Here is a 23,290-nt window from a genome sequence, read left to right on the forward strand (position 1 = left end):
CACAAAATCGTTTTCGTTCTTTAGGTCAAACATAAAATGATCAACGTATGAAATACACGATGTTATTTTTTGTGCTGGCCCTGAGTTCGGGCTATGCACAAGCACAGAAGTTAAAAGAAAGCGAAGTGCCGGCAGCGGTGAAGAGCGCCTTTGCAAAACGGTTCTCCACCGTGAAGCAAGCCAAGTGGTCGAAAGAAAACGATAGTGCGTTTGAAGCAGAATTTAAAATCAGCGGTACCGAGCAATCCGCGAACTTTGATGCGGCTGGCAAGTGGTTGGCCACGGAAACGGAGATGAGGAAAACGGATCTTCCATCATCCGTGCAAGCCACGTTGACCAAAGAGTTTGCGGGCTATACGATCGAAGAGGCCGAAAAAGCAGAAACCCCGGCAGGCATTTTCTACGAGGTTGAAGTTGAGAAAGGAAAGGCGACATACGAACTTCAAATTTCACCGGATGGAAAGGTGCTATCAAAGAAAGAAGAGAAAGCTGGGTCAGAAAAAGATTAAGCCTATCCTTTCCGTTGACGGACTCCGCGCAGGGGTCCGTCTTTTATTTTCCACCTAGCAAAATGACCTCTGTGTTTTGCTTGCGTCAGACATTGAAGTCAATTTTCTTCACAAGTTCTCCGGCCTTGAAATAATACGCTTCAAAGGAATGCGCGTTAATGCCAAATACTTCCTCGACCCGGATGGTCTCCGCACTCCCCTTTTCGCCCAGCACATATTTTCGCTGCGCTGCCGACAAATCGGACAGTGAAATTTCCCGTTCGTATTCAAAGCCCTCATCGTATTCAAATTCAAAAGCAAGTTTAGCGTTTTGCCATTGCACCTTCGATTCAATGCCTTTGGAAAGCGGAGCGAACGACAAGTAAGCGTTATTCTCGGACATCAGCCGGCCTCCCGACTGCGCGAGCATAACGATTCCGGAAAGGACCATCGTAGCATAGCCAACGGTTCTGAAAAAAGATTCGCTGATCCGCTTCAGCCCCCATTTCATAAACCACGACGACAACAGACCGGCGACGGCAACTGACGTTCCCAGACCAATCACTTTGCCAGAGATTAAACCAAAGGAAGCATACAAACCCAGCTTGATCACATGAAGTATCAATTCGTTTGCTGCACGCGTGGCCACGATTTCTTCCTTAGACAGTCCATAGCGCAGATAGAAGCGGTTGAACAAAAGTCCTACCGCACCGGTGAGCCCCGAAAGAAAACCCGCCAGGAAACCAATGACGAGCAAGAGCTTGTGCGAAGAGCTTCCCGGTGCAGGTGCTTTGCTTGTCTTTTTAAAAAGTGCAGGAAGGTTGCTGATTAAAAAGACACCCATGGCAATCTCGAGGTAAAGCGGGTTCACAAAATGCAAAAGCCAGGCCCCAAAAAACACGGCAGGCAAGGCCGCGGGAACAAACCAGCGAACAACGTCCCACCGAATCCTCGAAAAGAAAACGGCGATGCGTGAAACCGAAGACGCCACGGTGCCGATCGACAGCGCTGCGGGCAGTTGCGTTGCCGGCAGGAACAAGCCCAGCACCGGCATCAACAACAGGCCAGCACCACCGCCACAAACCGCACTTAAGGAAAAAGCCAGGAAGGCACAAACAAAAAGGAGCCAAAGCGATGTTATCATGCGGGCAAAACACCCTAGTAATTCTGTACATTTTCTGGATTCACCTCAGGACATTGAGCATTATGCGCTGCACGGCGATCATGCAAACGCTCCCAGCCAAGAGCAAAGGAATTAATAGCATGCGCTGGTTAAATAAAAAATACGGGAGAATCTTGAGGTGTTTGTGTACGGAGGGATTTTTTCACGAGAATACCGCGGTGAAAGAACCCAACAAAGCGTGAGAAGATGTAAGATCAAAATAATAAAAAATGGCTGCTCATTTCATTCAGAAATGGGCAGCCATTTATGCCATCGGAGACTATCAGGCTATACTTCCCAACCCTTGCGATAGGTTCTTCCTACAAACTGATTGGCCTCTTCCATGTTGGTGATTTTCATGTTGTCTCCATCCCACAACAACTTTTTGCGGCCGTAGAACTCCATTTGGTCGCCGGTTTGTTTTCTCAACATGTAGCTGCGGATGGCAAGATTACCCATCAACACCGTTTCCGTCATCGGTCCGGCATAGTCGAACGATGACGTGAGGCCCTTATGTTCTTTGCTGCCGAAGCCTGCTTTACACGCTTCAACCCACTTTCGCTGGTGACCGTATTCCGGCTCATCCGTAGAAGCGGTCTCCGGGCCAAACTCCGTTGTGCCGTCGTTCAGGTAAAGTTTCGGCATCATCGGCGAACTGTCGTTGATGTTTGTTGTGATCAGACCTTTCTCACCGATAATGAGAACGCCATTCGCACTATTGGTGCCACCAAAGTCCTTGTCTGCCGGAATGATCTCCGGCCGTGATGGCCTGAGGCCACCATCGCTCCAGGTCATTTCAATGGGAGCTTTGCTTTTTTCGGTTGCCGCAAAGTGTAGTGTGATGAACGATGAAGGAGGACATCCTTCAGGATGATAATCGGGTGTCCACATTTGCGAATAGATAGAGCTCACGCTGCATTCCGCATCCGTGGGGTATTTCAGTCCGAGTGCCCGGAACGGAATATCGATCAGGTGACAACCGACGTCGCCTAGCGCTCCCGTGCCGTAGTCCCACCAGCCGCGCCAGTTAAAGGGATGAAGGTTCGGTGTGTAGGGCTTCATCTCTGCCGGACCGAGCCAAAGATCCCAATACAGATCTTTTGGTTTTTTACTTTCATCCGGCGCAGGCATCGCGAAACCCTGAGGCCACACGGGGCGATTCGTCCAAATGTGTACTTTCGAGATCTTGCCCAGGTTTCCGGAATCTATCCAACGCTGAACCATGCTGTGCAAGGGATTCGACCCACCTTGATTTCCCATCTGTGTCACCACTTTTTTATCGCGGGCCATCTTGGTGAGCATGCGCGCCTCCCGGATGTTGTGGGTCATTGGTTTCTGAACATATACGTGCTTCCCGCGCTGCATGGCAAATGCTGCTGCCGGTCCGTGTACGTGATCGGGAGTGGAAATGGTCACGGCATCGATATCCTTTTCCTGTTCGAGCATGACGCGGTAGTCATTGTACAACTTGGCTTTCGGGAAGTTTTCCACAGAGCGTTTCGCAGAGCCTGAAAAGTCAACGTCACACAACGCAGCGACTCTTTCGCGTCCGTTTACCGAAGCATTCTTGATATCGCTGGTGCCCTTTCCTCCCGCCCCGATGGCGGCAAGAACAAGTTGATCGCTGGGCGCGGTGAATCCAACGCCTCCCAGCACGTGCCTGGGGACAATAAAAATGGACGACGCAACCAGACTTTGTTTGATGAATTTTCTTCGCGAAGAGTCGCTTTTCATTTTATCGTGTTTACTCATGAGGGGAGATATTTGATGAATACGAATAATTTACTTTCGAATATAGAGAATTATAAATAGTTCAGCAATTTGTTTCCGAAAGCTAGTCGCCATCTTCGAAATGAAATGGCGTCTCCAACGGGCCAAGTAAAATTCAATCGACAGGGTCTCCATGAAATAAAAAAAGCGACAAAGACAGTCAACCTAAAGATGTTATCTTTATTGCAGGAAATCAATCTAAAATTCATAAACATGAAAAAGAAAATACTTATTGGAGTGGTGTCTCTCGTTGTGTTGCTTGCCATTGGCTTTGCCTATCTCAATTACCGGAACCGCACGTTAAGTCCTTCCGGAAAGACAGAATTGACAGTCAACGGCCTCACCGTTTCCATTCCGTATGCCCGGCCTTCCGTTCGTGGGCGGTTGATTTTTGGGACTGAAGGACAAAATGCACTTCAGCCCTATGGAAAATACTGGCGCTTGGGTGCAAATGAGTCGACCGAAATCACGGTTAATAAAGACATAGATTTCAACGGGCAGGCTGTTAAGGCGGGTACCTATAGAATGTATGCCATTCCCGGACCAGATACATTTGACATTGCTTTGAATTCAGAGCTCGGCAAGTGGGGCGCCATGGAGCCCGACTACAGTTTGGACATTTTACACACGAAAGTCCCGGTTGAACACCTGAGCACTCCGGTTGAGCAATACACCATCTCCATGGTTGAAGCCGACGGCGGCGTTAACGTGGTGTTTGAATTTTCAGATGTTAAATTCGTTGTTCCCGTAAGGCCACAGTAAATTTCAGCAACCTGATAAGGCGACTTTTGTCCTCCTCGTTGAAAATACAATCTCCCGTTATACCCATAAAAAAGACATCGTCATAAATTTATGACGATGTCTTTTTTTAGTTCAATACAAAGATCACGTTACGCCTTCAGTCCGGCATACCGGTTTTCCGATGGCAGATAGCCCTTGTCTTTAAGAATGACTGCCAATCGTTCATAGAAAGCAGGCTCTGCGGGTGTAACGCTTGCAAATCCATCCACCAAACGATTGTACAACGAGAACAAGGCGGCGATCAAAACCGTGTCGTGGATTTCCAGGTCGGTGGCACCAGCGGCTTTGGCTTTGTCGATCATGGAGGTGGTTACATTTTTTCCACTCACCTGAACGGCCCGGGCAATGTCGAGCAGGCCTTTCATTTTTTCGCTGACCGGCGCGTGCAACGGATCTTTTTTTACTTTCTCGGCCGTCTCCTTTTCGCCCAACAATATGTCGGCGGCCGCCGTGTGGGCCGCGGTGCAGAATTGGCATTCATTGCCGTAGGACACGACGGTGGCGATCAATTCGCGTTCACCTTCTGTCAGCGTCGAATCTCCGCGCAGCAAGATCTGGGTGAGTTGGCGGATGGGTAAGGCCGTCTCCGTCCGGTAGTTGAGGATGCCGGTGATGCCCGGCAAATTCACATCCAAGGGTATATGAGGCATTGCTCTTCGTTTTAAGTTATTCCTATTTCCCGAGTTTCTTTTCTGCTAGTGCGGTACCCTGGATACGCGCTTTGATCTTTGCGAAAGCGGTTTCGCGCGCCGTCGACACATCGTCGGCAAACGGAGAAAATCCGCAGTCGTCGCACGTGCCAAGCTGATCGGCCGGGATGACCTTGGCGGCTTCCACGATCAGGTCGCAGACTTCTTCAGGAGTTTCAACACGCGGGTCGAGCACGTTCGTGACACCGAGAAAAACACGTTGACCGGGCTTGAGCGATTTCTTGATGGCCTCCAGCACGGCGCGTTTATTTTTTTCGCCGGCATATTCGAGATAGAAATTGGTAGCGTGCAGGTCGAACAAGTAAGGAAGCAATTCTTCGTAAGGCACGTCTGCGCTATGGGTCGAATCGTGATCGCCGCCTGGGCAGGTATGGACACCGATCCGTTTGCGTTCGGCTTCGGTGAACCGGTCGAGCACCTGGTTGTTCAGGTCAATGAACATCTTCAGCAATCCTTTTGATGGATCGAGCTTGATCGCCAGCCTTGCTTCCGTGAAATCGATCTGCACATTGTACGCCCCATTGTCGAGGCACTTCCGGATGTCGGCTTCGGCTTCGCGGATAAGGTCCTGGATAAACTGATCGCGCGAATAGCCGGCGATGCCCTCCTGAGGATAGAGCAGGCTGATCGCAGAGGCCGAGATCACCGCCTGCTTCACCGGCAGCTTTGTGAGCTTCTTTGCTTTGTCCAGATAGCTGTTGGCATACGTCTGATAGCGAAATGCGCCGCCCGTCAGTTTGGGAAGTTGGCGCGTGTGACCATCGGCGAAGGGGATGACCACGCCATCCGGTGCAAGCTGTTTCATGCCGGCGATGGGATAGGTAGCAAAGCTCGGCTTCGATTGCTCGCCATCGCTGATGACCGGTGAACCGGTTTGCTCGAATAATTGAATGGTTTCCGCTAATGCTTTTTCTGTGAGTCTGGTTAATTCGTCTGCTTTGATCTCTCCTTTTGAAAAAGCGCCCAGGGCCTGCACCAGATAGGCGGGCCGTGGTACGCTTCCAATGGGTTCGGTTGGTATTTTCATGAATGTCGTTTTTTAGATTGTTTGTTATTTTAATAAAGAAAATCTCAATACCCCATGTAGCCTTCCTTGGCAAGTCTCTCGCCCATGGGCATATACGCATCGTTTCCAGGAGGTGCCCATGTGCCGAGTCCATCTACATACCGGTTATACATGCAGAAGGCAGCGGCAATCAAAACCGTGTCGTGGATCTCGCGGTCGGTAGCACCTTCTTTTCGCGCGGCCGCTACATCGGCTTCCGTTACTTTTTTACCTCCCTGTTGCACGTGGGCGGCAATGTTCAACAGTGCGCGCAGCTTGGCGGAGACGGGGGTCTTGACGAATCCCAGTTTGATGTCGTCGAGAAAGTTAGCGTCTTTGTTCAGGTGCGCCGCGGCTGCTGCGCCGTGCGAGGAATGGCAGAAGTGGCATTCGTTTTTAAAGGAGACATACGAAGCGATCATTTCGCGTTCGCCGCTGCTGAGGGTGGAGTCGCCGCGCAGAAGGATCTCGGCGAGAGCGCTGAGGGGTTGGGCGGTTTCTCTGCGGTAGTCGAGCAGGCCGACGATGCCGGGGAGTTGGTCGTTGAGGAGTTGGATGTGGGGCATGGGAATAGTATTTAGTATTGAGTATTCAGGAGCCAGGAGCCAGAAGCCAGGAGCCAGAATTCGGGAGGCGGAATTCAGTAGCCAGTATCCAGTAGCCAGTATTTAGTAGCCAGTAGGCTGTGATTGGAATTAGTTGTGGGTGTTGGGTGTGGAGACACGGGGACACTCGAGATAGGCTCGGGGCAATGATGCGTGTGAAAATCTTTCGATTGTTCGTTGCCAAGTGCGTAGTGAGATCAACGGTTTGTTGAAGTCAGTGGTGCGCCGTGTTTTTTAGGCGAGAAAGTCCGGGGGTGGTGTTGGTACGGGGAGATTGTTTGCCAACAGGTTAAAGTGGGGTGTTGGGCCAAAGGTGAGGGAGTGGCCTTCGCGATTTGGGGTAAGTGTCTGTGGGGTGGCGGGGATGTAGTCTTTGATGAGGCCGCTCAGTAATTTCAGGGTTTGTTGGGAGGACGTGGGGAGGTCGGTGGACAGTTTTATGAAATCTGTCATCACTGCGTGCAGTTGTTTTTCCTTGTGGTCTTTGATGCAGACGATGTAGAGGGTGTCTTTTTCCAGTTTTTGTTTTACGAGGTTGAAGAATTCACCGTGGTGTTCAAAGGAGCCGGTCATGCGTTCGTAGTCCTGGCCGAAGGTGTTGTAGGGAACGGTGAGGGGGATCTTGATGGTTACGGTTTCGTCTGTGTTGTAGTTCTCATCGTCAAGCCGTTGATTCATTTCCATCCGGGCGCGGTATTTCAGCCCCCAAAAAACGGGGTAGTATCCCACGACATCGAAGAGGAATACCGAGAGCAGGAGAATGGAAAAGGATCTTTTCAAAACTTCTTGCGGGAGATTGCTGTACGTAGTTTATCGAAATAATTCAAAATTTCAAAATCCGCTTTCCCGATGCGGCGCTCATCGCCGAAGACCCGATCCGGTGACCAAACAGAAGGACGTGCCTATGGCCAGGGTCCTGACGATGTGAAGTGACCACCATTTGTCTCTTAATGTCATCCAATCGCTGGGTGGGCTGTCGGGGTGCCAGGTCATGACGATGGCATTGATCGGTTGGTTTCCAAACCGGGTGATCAGACCGCTCAATACCAACAGGGCCATCGCCAGGAGAAGGGCTATGAATGTGCCCTTGTCTTCCCGTTGTAGAATCGCCGAGAGCAGTGTGAGCAAAATAACCACCAGGCCCAATAGCGGCATCAAGACATTAAAGGCGTTGATGAGGCCTTGCTGATATTCCACATATCCCGAAAAAGACATTTTTTTCGGATCGCAGCCCAACCATATCCCGAAGACAATCCCTGCCATTATCCCGGCAAGAACTACATTAAAAAACCGGACAATAAATTTTGACATGGGGAAAAAATTTGAGGTGGTGAACCTATCCCTAAGGGGGGCACGCGGGATAGCTTTATCTAAAGATACTAAATCCTGCCGTACTGAAAATCAATGATTTTTTACAATGGCTGAAATGCGAGGTTGTGGATTTTTGTAGAAAAAAAATCAAATGAAATCAAAAATCAAACCGGCATGGGTCCTGTGTGGATTCCTGTCTATAACGGTGCCTTTGTGGGCGCAGACAAAACCCAGTCAAAAATCAGATCAACCTCAAAATGCAGTAAAAATGGAAACGACAAAAAAACAAGAAGCGCCCGGGAGGGCTGCTTTTCCCTATGAGAAGAAATTTCAAATGGTCGATGGTGTGCGGATGGCCTATGTCGAGACCGGCACGGGAGATCCCATTGTTTTCTTGCACGGAAATCCTACTTCATCCTACATCTGGCGCAACATCATTCCCCATGTGCAAGACCTTGGCCGCTGCATTGCCCCGGATCTTGTCGGGATGGGCGATTCCCAAAAACTCTCCGACCCCACCGCCAACACGTTCGACAACAATGAAAAATATCTGGATGGCCTTTTGAAGGCGCTGAACATAAAAAAGAACATCATCTTCGTTGTTCACGACTGGGGATCGGCGCTCGCTTTTAATTGGACGCGCTCCCATCCCGACGCGGTGAAAGGTATTGTCTATATGGAAGCCATCCTCAGGCCGCGCCTCTGGAAGGAAGTGCCACCCTTCGCGCAGGAAATATTTCAGAAGATGCGATCCGAACAGGGAGAAGAAATGGTCTTGCAAAACAATTCTTTTATCGAGTTCAATCTTCCGAGAACGGTTCTCCGTCCTTTGTCGCAGGAAGAGATGGACAACTATCGTCGTCCCTTTCTGGAGCCTGGTGAAGGACGAAGGGTCATGCTGAATTGGGCGCGACAATTGCCCATGGAGAACGAGCCTCCGCACATGGTCGATGTTGTTAACCAGTATGATGAATTTATGGCGCACAGCAACATCCCCAAATTGTTCATCGAAGCAACTCCTGGAACGCTATCGGAGGTTGATAAGACCTTTTGTAAAGCGTGGCCCAACCAAACCCATGTCGTAGTTGCCGGTTCTCATAATCTGCAGGAAGATTCGCCTGATGAGATTGGGGTTGCTATTTCGGTCTGGGTGCAGGGATTGAATTGAGTCACTCGCCGGCAATCATATTGAACCGCAGTTGATCCTGGGATGATTTAGTGACGACCGCATCTCTCCTACGCTCGTGTTCTTTTGCTAATTTTTCTGGGCGGGGTTGATCATGATGTGCGCGCGGTGAGTGCCGGGGTCCATGATCCACGGCATGCCGGGTGTTGAGGGCTGCAGGGGCAGTCCGGTCGATTCGGCGGTGGCATAGGGAATGTAGATCACATAGCGCAGGTAGCCATCTTTTACTTCGCCTGTGGTTTTGTCGTATTGATCGTCCTTGGCAGAGTAAACATACAAGGTCGACGGCGATTTGGGCATTACCAATTTGCCGGACTTCACTTCCTGCTCGCGGATGGTAAATACCTCGTCGTTCTTTTTTCCTTCCTTTTTTAGTTCGCGTCCGCGGGCCATAAAGGGTTCCAGGTCTTTGTGATAGCACGACACGCTGAGCCCTGCCTGGTTCGGATCGTCGCCGAGGCAGATCATTCCATTTTCACCTTTCCGCAATACCACCAGTTCGCCTTTTTCATTGTAACCATACACCTGCGCTTTGTCGCGCAGTTCTGCCGGTGCCGCCAGGGTGGCAAGCTTGATTTGGACTTCGGGTGAGGGAATTTGTGCCGCCGCCATCAGGCTGGCGAGGACGAATGAACCAAAAAGAAAGGTTTTCATATCCGTGAATGTTTTAAAGTTTCAACGCCCGCCGCGGTGGGCGGCAGGCGTTGGTGAAGATATTCATTTTTTTAATCAATTCATTGCGGATAATCCCAACCCACTACTCCACCCAGGGCACTTTGGCGGACTTGTAGTAGTCAATGTCCCAAGCCTTAAAGCGCGGCGCGTGTTTGCCCAGGCGCACTTTATACTCGTCCCAGCTTTTTTCGCCCGTAGACCATCCCAGTTCAGCATAACCGGGGAGTCGGGGGAACACGAGATACTCGATGTCGTTCATGTTCTCGACGGTCTCCGTCCACAGCGGGGCCTCCACGCCCAAGACGTTTTCGCGGTTGATGCCGTGCGAGTAGGTGAGCGGATCCCAGTTGTAGGCAGAGTCCACTTCGATGTACGCTGCCCAATGCAGGCCGATGCGGGAAGTGGAGTCGTATTGCATGTCGAGGTACGCTTTATTGGCCGGCGACATAATGAGCAGGCTTCCTTTTTGAACCGCTTCCAGGGCATATTTTTCTTTGCTCCAGTGTTGAACGATCACGTTACTATCGACGTTGCCCTGGGACACTTCTTCCCAGCCCACCATCTTCTTGCCGTTGGATTTTACGATCTCCGTGAAGCGGTTCACAAACTGGATATACTCTTCTTTCTTGGTGACGTGCGCTTCATCGCCGCCGACGTGGAAATAGGGACCGGGTGTGATGGCGCTAAGCTCGCGCACTACATCATTGATAAATTTGAAGGTCTCTTCCTTGTTGTAGCGAAGCGTACTGAAGCCTACCTCCCGGCCGGTATACAACTGGGTCGGTTTGGTCTTGGTACCCAGGATGTCGGGCGAAGACAAGTCTAATTCAATTCTTCCTTCCTTGGGAACTTGTATGCCCCCGTTGAGTTCTCCATACGACGCCAGCGCCGAGTTGATGTGGCCCGGCATGTCGATCTCGGGAACGATGGTGATGAAGCGGCTCTTGGCATAAGCCACCAACTCGCCGTATTGCTCTTGCGTGAAGAAGCCGCCCTTGCCGCCACCCACTTGTGTGCTGCCGCCGTGTTTGGTCAGGTTGGGCCACGATTTGATCTCGATGCGCCATCCCTGGTCGTCGCTGAGGTGCAGGTGAAGGATGTTCATTTTATAGTAGCTGATCAGGTCGATGTAACGCTTCACATCGTCCATGCCAAAGAAGTGGCGCGCCACATCCAGCATCGATCCTCTCCAGCTATACAACGGCACGTCGCGAATGGTGCCGGTGGCAATTTCCCATGCCGGTTGCGCAGAAGCCGCGGGTGCTTTTTCGATGGCTGCGGGAAGCAACTGGCGGAGGGTTTGGAGTCCATAAAAAAGACCGGCCGGTTTTCCGGCAATGGTCACCAGGTCGCTCGTGATGGTGAGCGTGTATCCTTCGTTGCCCAACGTGGTGTCGGCGGATGCCGTGGTCAAGAATATTCCAGATTCAGGAGCTTTCTCGCTTGTTTTCAACGACAGGCTGAATCCCGTGCCTTTGTTCAACATATCGGCCAGGTATTGTCCGATGGGTTGGATGTCAGCGCCGGAGATCGTGATGGCCGATTCCTTTGTCAACTCAAATGCTTTTCCTTCAAGTACGGTGGAGTCGGGTTTGGGGATGACATTTTGAAATTGGGCGATGGCTTCGGGTGATGCATCTTTTGCTCGTTTACAAGACGCCGTCACGGCGACAACCAAAATAAAGAACAGTGTTTGGGAGATAGAGAAGAACCTGGTCATAGGGGATTTAAATTGAGCGATAATGATAGCAACATTGCTTTAATTATCATACGATCACCTCGAAATTTTAGCGTGTGCGACAAAGCACACGCGCAGGCCGGCGATTTAGATACATGAGTGGTCAAGTGTGGAGAATACACTAAGAAGACACACGCAAGACACACAAAGAGCATCACGTATCCGACGTTGTCCCTCAAACGCATTGTCCGAATTAAACGACAAACTGTTCGTTGTTGAACGTCGGTGTGATGCGCCTCGTCGATTTATCAATTCATGAAGGCGGTTTGACGCGATGGCATTATATTTGATCGACAAAATCAGATATAATCGAAGACGCTATATGAAAAGAACATCGATAGGCGAATTTGAAGAGATCGTTCTTCTTATAACGGCCCTCCTGGAAGAGGATGCCTATGGTGTGACGATCACCCAGGAAATTGAAAAGCAAACCGGGCGAAAGGTCGGTTTCAATACCGTGCACACCACGCTGCAACGCCTGGAAGAAAAAGGACTGATCACTTCAAAGATGGCTGGCGCCACCGCCGAACGGGGTGGCCGGCGAAAAAGATATTTTAGAATAACGGCACTGGGCAGCCGAACCCTGCGCGAACTGAAAGAGCTGCGGGAGAAACTCTGGAAAGTTTTGCCCCCAAAAGTAATAGGCCTATCCGGAAATTAAATCAAACGCATGGCACCAGAACACAACAGGCCCCCACGTTGGGCACAAATGCTTCTTCGGAAATTCGCATCCACCGACAGCCTCGAGGAAGTTGAGGGTGACTTACTGGAATTCTTTATTCAATGGAAAGAAGCATACGGCATCCAAAAGGCTCGTCGGAGATATGTGTGGACGGTATTCACTTTACTTCGTCCCTTTGGAAAAAGAAAACATCATGATCGTTCAAAATCAGCCGCCTATTTTATGTTGAGAAGTTACTTTAAAATGAGCTGGAGAACTTTGCTAAAAAATAAAGTCTCCTCGCTCATCAATATTTCGGGGCTTACCCTGGGGCTTACTACCAGCATCCTCATTTTGTTGGTGGTCATAAATGAATTCAAGTATGACCAGTTTCATACGAATCTTGCGGACACCTACTTGTTGATGAAAAATCAAAAAACGAACGAAGGTATTTCCACGGGATGGTCCACCGCAGGGCCCATGGCGGAAGCGTTGCGAACGGAATTTCCGGAGGTAAAATATGCCGCGAGAGTGGCCCCGTTCGATGAACAGCAAATCGTGGTCAACAACAAGATCTCGTACGAGTCGGGCATTTACGCCGATCCCGATCTCTTCAAGATCATGACGTTCCCATCGCTCACCGGGGACGTGGTCAGCGTCTTGGAAAGCAATTCTGCTATCGCGATCACCAAAGACATGGCGAAGAAACTTTTCGCCGATGAGAACCCCATCGGAAAACCGATCTTGTTCAACCGGCATCATTCCCTCACGGTGGGCGCCGTGATAGAGAACATCCCTGACCATAGTACCCTGAAATTCGGAATGGTGATTCCCTTCGCGCTCTTTGAAAACGAAAACGACTGGCTCAAAAAATGGGACGACAACCGGATCATGACCTGGATGCAACTTCAGCCCGCGGCCGATATTCCATCGTTCAATCAGAAGATAACTGAATTGATTCAACAGCGATCAAACGACAAAATGGTTTCGCAGTTCGCTTATCCTCTCAAAAAATTGTACTTGTATGGCAGTTTCTCCAATGGCCATCCCGACGGTGGTAGAATCACGGCGGTCCGCATGCTGATCGGGTTTGGTGTATTTATGCTGCTGGTTGCGTGCATCAATTTTATGAACATGGCCACCGCACAATCCGAACACCGGGCAAGAGAAGTGGGTGTCAGAAAAGTGCTAGGCGCTTCGCGGCGGTGGATCATTTACCAGTTTCTGAACGAATCTTTTGTGATGACCTTCCTGTCGTTGTTCACGGCATTGGCACTGACGGTGCTGATCATTCCTTCATTCAACACGCTGACGCATTCGAAGATTCATTTTGATTTCACCAGCTTGCCCATCGGATTGTGGACGCTTGGCATTGGGGTCGTCACCGCGCTGCTGGCCGGAAGCTATCCCTCGCTGTTCCTGAGCCGCTTTGTGCCCGCCCGGGTTTTGAAAGGCAGGATGGTCAGTGGCAAGGGGGGCGGGCTGCGCAGGGCGTTGGTGACTTTTCAGTTTGTCATTTCCGTGTTCTTTCTCATCGGCACCATCATCATGTATGCTCAATTTGAGCATGTCAGAAACCGCCCCATCGGCTACGAGCAGGCCAACCTCATCGATATTCAACTGGACTCAGCCCTGTCTGCAAAATTTGCATACCTCAAAACAGAAGCCTTGAAAATCCCCAATGTACGCTCGGCAACGGGTGTGTCGGGCAACATATTGTATTCCGGCGGCGCGGTCACGGGAATGGACTGGCCAGGAAAACGCCCAGGGGAAGATCTTTCGGTAGTGGTCGGTGATGTGGAGTATGACTGGAGCAAAACAATCGGTGTTTCGATGGTACAGGGCAGGGATTTCGACCCCGCTTATGCCGGTGACCTGAGCCGTTGCATTCTCAATGAAACAGCCGTAGCACAAATGGGTTTACAAAATCCCGTTGGAGCCATGGTCGGTGGTCACGAGGTGATCGGCGTGTTTCGAAACTATGTTTTCAATAATCCCTTTGGGAAAATTGCACCGATGGCGCTTTACTTAAATCCGTCGCGAATGAATCATCTCTACCTCCGTGTGCAAAACGACCCGCAGTGGCGTCAAACCGTCGATCGTATTGAGAAGATCGCAAAAAGTGTCAGCCCGGAGTTTCCTTTCCGTTTTTCTTTTACGAAAGATGAATATCAGCACCGGTTCAATGAAATTTCAGATACGAGCTTGATGATCTCCATCTTTGGCGGCATGACCATCTTTATTTCGTGCCTGGGGCTGTTCGGCTTGTCGGGCTTTGTGGCGGAACGAAGAAGCAAAGAGATGAGCATCCGGAAGGTATTTGGCGCGAGCATGCTTCGTGTTTTCGTTTCGCTGTCGCAGGACTTCCTCAGGCCGGTGTTGATTGCACTGCTCATGGTCATCCCGTTGTCGTTCTTCATCGCGCAATGGGCGCTTTCCAACATCAGTTATGCTGTACCTTTAAGTTGGTGGATGTTTGCCTCAGGTGGGGTGATGATACTTGTGATCGCTATCGTTATTGTTCTTTATCACGGCTGGAAGACGGCGCGGGAAAGTCCGGCGGTTCGATTGAAAAATGAATAGTAACGGCCCGGGAGAGTTCATCAGGCTCTTTCTCCGGGCCGCAACGTCAAGGATATTCTTCTCCAAACCAAAACTCTGCCAGCATTCCATCTTGAAAATAGTAACTGCCAAAGTATAAGAGTCCGTTTTCCTGTTTGTAATAATACATCCAAGTGTCTTCTTGCTTCTTATCCTTGGGCTGGCCTAAAGTTTCGGATAGCTGTTCTTTGGTTATCCCCAGCCGGATGCCTTTGCCGGTAATAAATTCCTTTTCGTTGATCCGAAGTTTGGGAAGTTTCCGCTCCTTATTGTACTCGACCTTGTATTCCGAAAATTGATTGACAACATCGCCGGGATGAAATATCATGGTCAACAGTTGATTTCCCGTTTCATTTATAACTTCGGCTCTCTCGCTTTCATTGTCGACGATGTTGTCGGTTATCCCCATAATCCTTTCGATTGACGCCGGATCTCTCAGCTGCAAGCCGTTGATGGTCGAGTCATAGAATTGGGGTCTATGCCTGTCGTCGTTAGTCGACTGCCCGAAATTGTCCAGGGTCAAAAAAACTCCAACGATCAATAGTAGTACCGTCTTCATTTATTTTCGTGTTGCATTGATTCCATTACTGCCAGGTTTAGCTCTCATTCTCTTAAAAACATGCACGAAGATTAATCAAGGATTCCACGGGTTTCCCCCTCAACCGCGCCGGCTCGCAATCGATCTGAATGCTATTCAGAACTCCCTTAATGAACGTATAGTCCTTGGAGTTCCGCTCGATGGGCTGAGCAACGAATAACCCACCGTGAAAAACTTCGAAATCCAATACCCTTTTATCAGGAGATATTTTTAGAACGATCGAATAGGCTCTCTGAGGATCTCGACCGGGGGCGTACTGACTCAAATAGGCGCTAAGTAATGCTTGAAGGCCATTCCCCTGTGGTTCAATGTATCCTTTGCCTTCCTTGTCCAGTCTATTCGCAATACGTTGTTGGCTCGTTAGAAAATCTTTCCCCCATCTTTTCTCTATTTCCGCCTGCATGGCCTTGTAGAAACATTCAGCCTCGCCCTCGTATTGAAGACAGGTCCCGCTGTCATAGATATCGTCCATTACGCCGCATTCAATTTCCAATAATTTCCTCAAGGTCAACGTCGATTCAATGTTCATGGGAAAACTAATTGTCCGGCTGGAAATCAGTCTGTCGGCATGCTCTCTTCCTATTTCACAACCATCAAATTTTACTGCAACATCCTTTAGTTCAACTTCAATTTGCTTGATGCTGGTTTGTCCCAAAACACCGGTAAAACATACCAGCAGCAGAAGTATCGAAAGTACATACCCGGTCGCAGTCATATCCTCTTCAGTTGAGGTTCAACTTTATCAAAAAAGGCTTGATAGTCATTACCATTCTCCGGATCAGTAATTCTAGAGAACCCACAATTGTCAAAACAAATTCTTAAGTAATTTATGAACGTTGTATTGTGTTCTTCATTTAAAAATTGTCCATCAACGCTCGGTTTGTCTGTGAGTTTCAAAGAATAAGCCATTCCACCACTAATATTATCCTTATGCAAATAGTCGGCTGAAAGCTGCAGGGCAGCAACACCATCGTTCTCAAACCCTTCCGTTAATTCAAAAATGCCGTCTTCGCCGGCCACATAGGAAACAAGGTCGTCCAGACTCATTATTTGTATCGGGTCGGCGCAATTCCAAATAAAATTCTCATTTGTATCATAGTCCCATGCAAAATTGCAGGCTCCGACAATCTTATAAAAAGTCTTCAACGATTGAGGCACAAACCCAAACGGGATCATGGCTTTGTCTAATTTTGTCAACAGTTCGTCCGTATTTGCCAGTGGCTTTACCAAAGGTCTTTCAGAATTATAGTCGAACTTCGTTTTGAAAAGGTAGTTGATCGCCAAAAGTTCCTTGTAAATGACGTCAAGATTAAAGGCAACCCTTTCAAAAGTTTCTATAAGCACCTTTTCGACTTCGGGATAGTGACGCGACCGGAGTGCATCGTCGCCTAATTTTTCGATGTCAGCATAAACAGCTTCTGTTTCGCCGGTCAGATATCTCTCGTATAACGTCATTCAAAAGATGTTAAAATGTCAGCAGCAGTCGCGGGACGATCTGTCATAAAAAAAGGCAACCGTGCTTTACGATCGCCCTTTACCAAAAGTAAGAAATATACCCAAACTAAAACTTCGGCAATTCAAAAATAGTGCGTTTTTACCCGGTAACATTTCCAAAAATTACCTGAAGCCAATAGAATATTAGCAAGTATTGGGGCCAACGGGCGTCCGGCCGGTCTCGTTTGTATCGACAACCTATCGTCTCTCCTTCAGCCTTAGGACCGTAATCGACCACGGCTTGAATTGATATTCAAAATTTGAAGCGATACCTCCGAAAGTTGTTTCCTGGGGAATGAATTGGCGTGGTTGAGCAAAAGAGTTTTCATCCTCAGGCGAACCGGAAGAAAGTGTAATGGCCTTTCCCGTATTTTCCAGCGAAGCGTTGTTGATCGTTAAAAGAACTTTTCGCTTCTCCCCTGTTGCGTTCACCACTTTGATCACGATTTCGTTTGTCTTCTCATCGCGGCCCGCAATGCCGAAGAAGTCTTTGGGTTTGGTGTAGGTCATCAGGAGTTTTCCATCCAGGAAGCATTCCACGGTGTTGTTGTTCACGTGAAGCTCGATGGCATACCAGCGATTCAATTCAATAGCATTTTCAAGACGAACGGGTTGAGAAACGATGGCGTCGGCGCCTTTCGTCACACTTTCGAAGGCCGCGATCTTGTTCACCCAGGCGCCAATGTGCGCGCGGAGATAATTTTGATTGTCGCGCATCGCAAAGGGGATCATGAAGGCGTTGGTGCCACCGGTTTTCTTTGCTTTCACTTTCAGGACATAGCGATCAAACAATTTATCTTTTAGCGTCGCCAGTGGCCAGGCGCCATCCTGGGTCTGGGCCAGGACGTTGTCGTGTGTCGACCATTGCCCTCCTTCAAAATTCCATTCTTGCCCCGTTCCCAGATCACCCTTGTAAATCGTCTGGCCGTCTTTGATCACCTCGATGTCTTTATATTCAGCTTGTGTGTCCCACGTGCTGAAGCCAACGTTTCCCTGGAAGGCCGGCGTGTCGTTGTCAACGGGCGCATCTACTTTTGTCGTGAGGTTGATCGACGCTTTGTTCTCGTTCAGCATCTGGATGGCGTAATAAGAAATGCGGGCAAAGCTTCTTGCCTGGTCAAAGCGGATCAGGTTTACGGGCCAGTCGGTGTCGTTGATGTTCTCCAGGAGTGGTGCGTAGCTGCTCATCGTGATCAGGTCCGAGTTTCGTTCCAGGCCGAGTATGAACGTGGCGTCGTTGAGGGCTGCCGTCATGTTTCCCGAACCGACACCGCCGTTGCAGGCATATTCGCCTATGTATAGCTTCCAATCTTTCCGTTCGTATTTGTCGTACCAGTCAGGGTAGGTCATGGCCCAGCCGGCCGCTTTGTAGGCATGCTCGTCGGCCAGGTCCATTTTTTGGATCGACGCAATCGTGGGTTTGCTCAAATGCGCGATGCCCATGGCCGCTACGATTTCCAATTCAGGATACCTGGCGTTTATGGCCTCGTAAAAAATATTGAAACGCTTGCCGTACTTCTCTCCTACTTGCTCATTCCCCACTTCCACATAGTGCAAGGGAAAAGGTTCGGGATGCCCATTCCTGGCGCGCAACGCTCCCCAGGTCGATTCCTTGGGGCCGATCGCATATTCTATCGCGTTGAGCACATCCGCCAAAATGGGGCCGACATCTTTATCCTCCACATACACACCGCTCCTCATTTCACAAGCGATGCCGCAGTTGAAGACATACATGGCATTGGCGCCTATGTCTTCACAAAACTGGAGGAACTCGTGATAGCCCAACCCATCGCTCGACCAATATCCCCAGGGGCTGTAGGTTCCGGAGCGCTGTTCCACCGGACCGAGCGACCGGCGCCAGTTTGGAGCGCTCTGCGTGCTGATGCCTTCCACAAAACATCCCCCGGGCCACCGGACAAAAGCGGGTTTGAGATCTGCCAGGTATTGTGCGAGGTCCGGTCGCAAGCCGTTCTTCCTGTTCTTGAAAGTCCTTGTTGGAAAGAGCGAGACAAACTCCAGCCACACCGTGCCGGTCTCGGAGAAGGACAACTGAAATGTAGCCCTCTCATCAGAGGCTTTTGCGCTCAGCGTGGTGGTAAATTTTGTCCAGTGGAGCGCATTTATTTTTTCAAAAATCTTTTCGCTTAATATTTTTCCGTCTTGGCCCACTAGCCTGGCCGTGATGTTCCCTTTGTAATTCCGTGTGCGATTATAAAATGTCAGTTCATACGTCGCCCCTTCGTCGATGTTAATACCCCAAAAACCTTCGTTGACAACCGCCACCTTGCCAGCCTTCCCGATGCGGGCAATGTCTACCCGCAGCGATCGGGGCGTTTCTTTGTAGAGTGGGTTGGTGAAATCGAGTGCAATCGTTGCCTCTGAGTCTTGCGTCTGCAGGGACCATGCAGGATAGTCGGTCTTTGCTTCAAAGGGCATCTTCCAATCCACTACACGTCCCGCTCCATAGTGTGGCGTTCGGGGTGGGATGATAAAACCCGAATCTAGTGTGCAGCCTTCGGGGATCCGGCTTTCTTCAAATCCCCGGTTTTGGATGAGCTCGGCATACAACCCGCCCTCGCCCCCATGGCTGATCTCCTCGAAAAAAATGCCGTGCAGCTCTGCAGATACTCTCGCTCCGGGCTTGTTGCCCTCCACGACAATGGTGGGCGATTGCGCCGGGCACAAGTTCCAGAGCGCGATGAACAGTAAAGAACTTAACCTTCGCTTCATGCTTAAAGGTAGCCTTCGTGTGTTGTGCCCGTTTTGCGTATTTTGTCTGCCATCGATACGATTTTACCCGTATTCAAATGATTGCGGCATACCTTAGGATAGGGTAGTACAACAGAAAAGTCCTTTCCGGAGTGATCTGATATTATCCTACCCTGATACTTTATTAACTGTACATTTGACAATTATTAATTTTTTACGAATATTTATCTACAGAATTAACCCTCCCCACCATTATGAAGATTTTACCCTTTAAGATCCCAAAGACTTCACAGGAGTCTTTCCGGCTGCAAGAGGATCGGGAAATCCACTTTTACGACAATCTTCATCAACACCCGGAAATACAGCTCACCCTCATCCTGAACAGCGAAGGAAAAGTGATCGTGGGAGATTTCATCGGGGCGTTTAAACCCGGCGACATTTTCCTGATCGGCCCCAACCTGCCACACGTGTTCCGGAACGATCAAAAATATTACGACAACCCACAAGAAGGACAAGCGCACTCCCTCACGGTGTTCTTCGAATGGAAATCTTTTGGCGATACGTTTCTGTCGATGCCCGAGCTTTCGCACCTGAGCGATTTCTCCAAGCAAAGCGAACGGGGCCTGTTTATTCAGGAACCGATCAAAAGCCGCATTGCCCAACTCATGAAATGCATGTTCCGGAAAACGGGAATGGACCGCCTCATCGTGTTGCTCAAGCTTCTGAATATTTTATCGGCGCACAAGAACATGGAGCCCCTCGCCTCTTCCGGGGTATACAACGAATTTGATGAATTGGATGGCCGCAAGCTGGCCGACATCTACCGGTTCACCATGAATGAATTCCATCGCAAAATTTCGCTGGATGAAGTGGCCGACCTGGCGCACATGACCACCAATTCTTTCTGTCGCTATTTCAAAAAACGCACGCGCAAATCGTATGTCGATTTCCTCACCGAGATCCGCATCGGACATGCGCGAAAACTTTTACAACAAAACGATCTCAGCATCTCCCAGATCTCCATCGAGGTGGGGTTCAATAACCTGTCGAATTTCAATCGCAAGTTCAGATCGGTTTGCTCCATCACGCCCACAGAATTTAAAAAGCTCCACGAAAACAAAAAGGATATCCTGGTGCACGCATAAACGGCAAAGGCGTGAAGAGAAAATTCTAGGCGTTAAACTGAATAAGCCCGTAGGGCTTGAATGCAACGAATAGGTGAAAGCACTGTAGTCCTCCTGTAGCATCAAATTAACGCTCCTTAAAGACGAAGGGCGCGAAGTCCTATTCACGGCGCCGTCCTCATTTCAACGGGATTCCTTCACCAGACGAACACCAAACACAGGGCCAGCCTGATTCTTGGTTTTGGCCTGGAACGTGATCTTGATATTGGATTTTCCTTCCACCAGGTTTGTCGGAACCTTGTACGAAATATCGTAGAACTTGCTTTCTTTAAATTTGTTGAGATCCACGCTGGCGATCTTCTCGCCGTCCACCAGGATGTCAAAATTACGACCGCGATTGTCCATGCCCCAATAGGTAGCGATCAGGTTGTAAGAGAAACCCGGAACCACTTTCATATTGAAACTGAACGATCCTCCGTCATTAGCGACCCGGAATTTACGGGTGTGCGATTCGCCGGTCTCGAGGTTTTGGCCGGTGAAGTTGTGATCGCGTTCGGGCTGCATCTCGCCTACGCGTAATTCATCGACGGTACTTTTTTCCAGTTCATAGGCCAACCGCTTTTTCTCTTCGTAGCGATGCTGTTCGTCTTTCCATGCCTGTGGGGAGAACACATCCCAGTACACCGAATAGTAGGCGTCGTCGACACTATAAAAAGGTTGGAGGGTGACGTCGGTGGGAGAACCGATCTTATTGGTTTTGAACGTCAGGTTGTCTTTGGATTGGGTTACAAAGAATTTGCTCACATCCGTTTCGTTCGAGACCAAGACCGGGATGCCGGTGGTGGGGTCGGGTTCCGACGTGCCGAGGTTTCCGGCTAAGAGCACGGGGCCATAGAAGAATGCGCGCCGGTCCGCATTGTCGGGCATGGCCACAGCATGCAGCGATGATTCCAGATCGATCTCGATCACGTCGTTGTTTTTCCATTTTTGTGATACGGTGATGTATCCATCCGGCTGAACGGTGGCCGGTATAGCCTTGCCGTTCACCCGAACCGCGATTTCCCGGGGTGCCCATTGGGGCTTCCGGATGCGCAGGATTCTTGCCTGTGCACGGGGGGTCTGCACGGTAAGCTTGATCGTTTTCTCCTGGGGAATGTTGCTGGTTAGTGTCAACTGAAAATCTTTTTCCTTCCAATTCAAAACCGAGGGAATGAAAAGGTTCACGTACACGCTCCCATCTTTTCCCCTAAAATAAATGCTCTCACCGTATTTCACATGATTCTCGATGCCCGATCCCACGCAGCACGTAAAGGTGTTGAACTCATCGCTGAACTCTTTGCGCGTTCCCATGCGCAGGGGTACGAAATAGCACATCATGCCGGTCTTGTGATTTTGAGAAGCGAGGATGTGGTTGTACAAACCGCGCTCGTAGTATTCCATCAACGCCGCCGAAGGCTGCAACGCAAACAGGTGCCGGGTCAGCTTGAGCATGTTGTAGGTGTTGCAGGTTTCCATGGTGTTGTCCGTCAGCTTGTCGTTGAGCTTGTCGGCTTCGCTCAGGTATTCGTAGTTGCTGTTTCCACCGGGGGCATAGGAATGGTGGTTGACCACCGTTTGCCAAAAGAAATCGCCGATGACAAAATCGCTTTTCGCGCCGGTAAGCTCATAGCGACGAACGGTGCCGATCACTTTTGGGATTTGGGTGTTGGAGTGCCGGCCCGGTAAGATATCCACGCGGTGGGCCAGCGAGTCGAGCACTACCTTGTCGTGAAATTTATAGGAGAGCTCCAGGTATTTTTTGTTGTTGGTGAAGGCATAGGTGTTCACCAGCACTTCGTTCATGCCGCCGTATTCGCAAAGCAACATTTTCTGGATCTGCTCGTCGCTGAGATTTTTCAGTGTGTTCTCCGTCCAGTCGGCCATGCCTTGTTCGATGGCGAGGGCTTTCTGATTGTCGCAATACAAATACGCATCCAACAAGCCCGCCATCACTTTATGAATGGTATACCAGGGCGACCACGAGCCATTCAGGTCAAAACCGCGCGAACGGATCTGCCCTTGCGACACCTCCATAAAAACGGAATCCTCACGCGGTATGGCACCGACATAACCCGTCTTGCGTGCCACCTGGCATTCCTGCAATTGGTCGACGATATAATTCACGCGCTTGAGAAACTCCGGGTTCCCCGAAGCAGCATACTCCAATGCGCAGGCCGATAAGTAATGTCCCAGCGTGTGCCCCGCCAGACCTTCGCTTTCCCATCCGCCGTATCGTTCTGCTTTTGGTTTCAGGCCGGAGTGTGTTCTGAATTGTGACAGCAAACGGTCGGGCTCGATCATCAAGAGAAATTTGATGTCGGCATCCCGCGCCACCGTGAACTCGCTTGGCAGCAGGCTTACTTCCGAAAGGGCAAACGGATATGCAGCCATATCCACCTGCGGTTTTACTTTGACACGAGGATTCTGCTCGTCCGGCAAATAAGATTGGCCGTGGGCGATGTATATAGATAAAGTAGAAAAAAGCAACGAAAGAATGATCAGAGCAACCGGGTTACGAGGGGTGAAACGATCGAAAATAAATGCAGGCATAGCCATTCGTTAAAAAGCTTACA

The 23,290-nt window shown here is 49.8% G+C and carries 20 protein-coding genes and 1 pseudogene; 7 read left to right on the top strand and 14 right to left on the bottom strand.

The features are described from left to right. Positions 1-47: 47 nt before the first annotated feature. Positions 48-509: a PepSY-like domain-containing protein gene (locus tag D4L85_RS30245; RefSeq protein WP_119757861.1), complete on the top strand. Its 462-nt coding sequence runs from the start codon at positions 48-50 to the stop codon at positions 507-509. Between the two features lie 85 nt (positions 510-594). Here D4L85_RS30245 and D4L85_RS30250 read toward each other — a convergent pair whose 3' ends face one another. Together D4L85_RS30250 and D4L85_RS30255 are read right to left on the bottom strand one after the other, a co-directional pair. Then, on the bottom strand, positions 595-1,632 hold the full coding sequence (locus tag D4L85_RS30250) for a sulfite exporter TauE/SafE family protein (RefSeq protein ID WP_119757862.1): 1,038 nt from the start codon (positions 1,630-1,632) through the stop codon (positions 595-597). 306 nt (positions 1,633-1,938) lie between these two features. After that, positions 1,939-3,402 (bottom strand): Gfo/Idh/MocA family protein, encoded by a 1,464-nt coding sequence (locus D4L85_RS30255; RefSeq protein WP_119757863.1) that lies wholly within the window; start codon positions 3,400-3,402, stop codon positions 1,939-1,941. Between the two features lie 231 nt (positions 3,403-3,633). Between D4L85_RS30255 and D4L85_RS30260 the strand changes: the two genes are divergently transcribed. Beyond that, entirely contained in the window at positions 3,634-4,182 is a 549-nt protein-coding gene (locus tag D4L85_RS30260) for a DUF2911 domain-containing protein (protein WP_119759004.1), read from the top strand. Between the two features lie 128 nt (positions 4,183-4,310). Here the strand turns inward: D4L85_RS30260 and D4L85_RS30265 are convergent, their stop codons facing one another. The 5 genes from D4L85_RS30265 to D4L85_RS30285 all read right to left on the bottom strand — a co-directional run bounded on the left by D4L85_RS30265 (position 4,311) and on the right by D4L85_RS30285 (position 7,796). After that, entirely contained in the window at positions 4,311-4,871 is a 561-nt protein-coding gene (locus tag D4L85_RS30265; protein ID WP_119757864.1) for a carboxymuconolactone decarboxylase family protein, read from the bottom strand. 22 nt (positions 4,872-4,893) lie between these two features. After that, positions 4,894-5,958 (bottom strand): cobalamin-independent methionine synthase II family protein, encoded by a 1,065-nt coding sequence (locus tag D4L85_RS30270; RefSeq protein WP_119757865.1) that lies wholly within the window; start codon positions 5,956-5,958, stop codon positions 4,894-4,896. Positions 5,959-6,002: 44 nt separating this feature from the next. Then, a complete protein-coding gene (locus D4L85_RS30275) occupies positions 6,003-6,542 on the bottom strand; it encodes a carboxymuconolactone decarboxylase family protein (protein ID WP_119757866.1) in 540 nt (179 codons plus the stop codon). A 273-nt stretch (positions 6,543-6,815) separates the two neighbouring features. After that, a complete protein-coding gene (locus D4L85_RS30280) occupies positions 6,816-7,361 on the bottom strand; it encodes a hypothetical protein (protein WP_119757867.1) in 546 nt (181 codons plus the stop codon). Positions 7,362-7,439: 78 nt separating this feature from the next. Next, positions 7,440-7,796: an anthrone oxygenase family protein gene (locus D4L85_RS30285; RefSeq protein WP_160144096.1), complete on the bottom strand. Its 357-nt coding sequence runs from the start codon at positions 7,794-7,796 to the stop codon at positions 7,440-7,442. Between the two features lie 364 nt (positions 7,797-8,160). On the opposite strand from D4L85_RS30285, the gene D4L85_RS30290 reads away from it, so the two are divergent. Next, on the top strand, positions 8,161-9,060 hold the full coding sequence (locus D4L85_RS30290; protein ID WP_119759005.1) for a haloalkane dehalogenase: 900 nt from the start codon (positions 8,161-8,163) through the stop codon (positions 9,058-9,060). An 87-nt stretch (positions 9,061-9,147) separates the two neighbouring features. Here the strand turns inward: D4L85_RS30290 and D4L85_RS30295 are convergent, their stop codons facing one another. Both D4L85_RS30295 and D4L85_RS30300 read right to left on the bottom strand, forming a co-directional pair. Then, positions 9,148-9,732, bottom strand: coding sequence for a hypothetical protein (locus D4L85_RS30295; protein ID WP_119757869.1), 585 nt, complete (start codon positions 9,730-9,732; stop codon positions 9,148-9,150). Positions 9,733-9,835: 103 nt separating this feature from the next. After that, entirely contained in the window at positions 9,836-11,473 is a 1,638-nt protein-coding gene (locus D4L85_RS30300) for a beta-N-acetylhexosaminidase (RefSeq protein WP_119757870.1), read from the bottom strand. A gap of 340 nt (positions 11,474-11,813) precedes the next feature. Between D4L85_RS30300 and D4L85_RS30305 the strand changes: the two genes are divergently transcribed. The 3 genes and pseudogenes from D4L85_RS30305 to D4L85_RS30310 all read left to right on the top strand — a co-directional run bounded on the left by D4L85_RS30305 (position 11,814) and on the right by D4L85_RS30310 (position 14,735). Next, positions 11,814-12,152, top strand: coding sequence for a PadR family transcriptional regulator (locus D4L85_RS30305; RefSeq protein WP_119757871.1), 339 nt, complete (start codon positions 11,814-11,816; stop codon positions 12,150-12,152). Between the two features lie 48 nt (positions 12,153-12,200). After that, a pseudogene (locus D4L85_RS35180) lies at positions 12,201-12,305 on the top strand (hypothetical protein); the annotation flags it as partial. A 90-nt stretch (positions 12,306-12,395) separates the two neighbouring features. Next, positions 12,396-14,735, top strand: coding sequence for an ABC transporter permease (locus D4L85_RS30310; RefSeq protein ID WP_160144097.1), 2,340 nt, complete (start codon positions 12,396-12,398; stop codon positions 14,733-14,735). A 46-nt stretch (positions 14,736-14,781) separates the two neighbouring features. On the opposite strand, the gene D4L85_RS30315 is transcribed toward D4L85_RS30310, so the two are convergent. The 4 genes from D4L85_RS30315 to D4L85_RS30330 all read right to left on the bottom strand — a co-directional run bounded on the left by D4L85_RS30315 (position 14,782) and on the right by D4L85_RS30330 (position 19,575). Continuing rightward, entirely contained in the window at positions 14,782-15,312 is a 531-nt protein-coding gene (locus tag D4L85_RS30315) for a hypothetical protein (RefSeq protein WP_160144098.1), read from the bottom strand. Positions 15,313-15,364: 52 nt separating this feature from the next. Next, positions 15,365-16,066, bottom strand: a complete 702-nt coding sequence (locus D4L85_RS30320; protein WP_119757874.1) for a hypothetical protein — start codon at positions 16,064-16,066, stop codon at positions 15,365-15,367. After that, the gene (locus D4L85_RS30325; RefSeq protein ID WP_119757875.1) at positions 16,063-16,806 is read right to left on the bottom strand and encodes a hypothetical protein; all 744 of its coding nucleotides are present in this window, start codon (positions 16,804-16,806) and stop codon (positions 16,063-16,065) included. The genes D4L85_RS30320 and D4L85_RS30325 overlap by 4 nt, the downstream gene beginning before the upstream one ends. A gap of 237 nt (positions 16,807-17,043) precedes the next feature. After that, on the bottom strand, positions 17,044-19,575 hold the full coding sequence (locus tag D4L85_RS30330; RefSeq protein ID WP_119757876.1) for an alpha-L-arabinofuranosidase C-terminal domain-containing protein: 2,532 nt from the start codon (positions 19,573-19,575) through the stop codon (positions 17,044-17,046). A gap of 233 nt (positions 19,576-19,808) precedes the next feature. Here D4L85_RS30330 and D4L85_RS30335 point away from each other — a divergent pair, with 233 nt between their 5' ends. Next, entirely contained in the window at positions 19,809-20,699 is an 891-nt protein-coding gene (locus D4L85_RS30335) for an AraC family transcriptional regulator (protein ID WP_119757877.1), read from the top strand. A gap of 162 nt (positions 20,700-20,861) precedes the next feature. On the opposite strand, the gene D4L85_RS30340 is transcribed toward D4L85_RS30335, so the two are convergent. Next, positions 20,862-23,108 (bottom strand): glycoside hydrolase family 127 protein, encoded by a 2,247-nt coding sequence (locus D4L85_RS30340; RefSeq protein WP_228450677.1) that lies wholly within the window; start codon positions 23,106-23,108, stop codon positions 20,862-20,864. Between the last annotated feature and the right edge of the window lie 182 nt (positions 23,109-23,290).

Source organism: Chryseolinea soli (genome assembly GCF_003589925.1).
Classification (GTDB): Bacteria; Bacteroidota; Bacteroidia; order Cytophagales; family Cyclobacteriaceae; genus Chryseolinea; species Chryseolinea soli.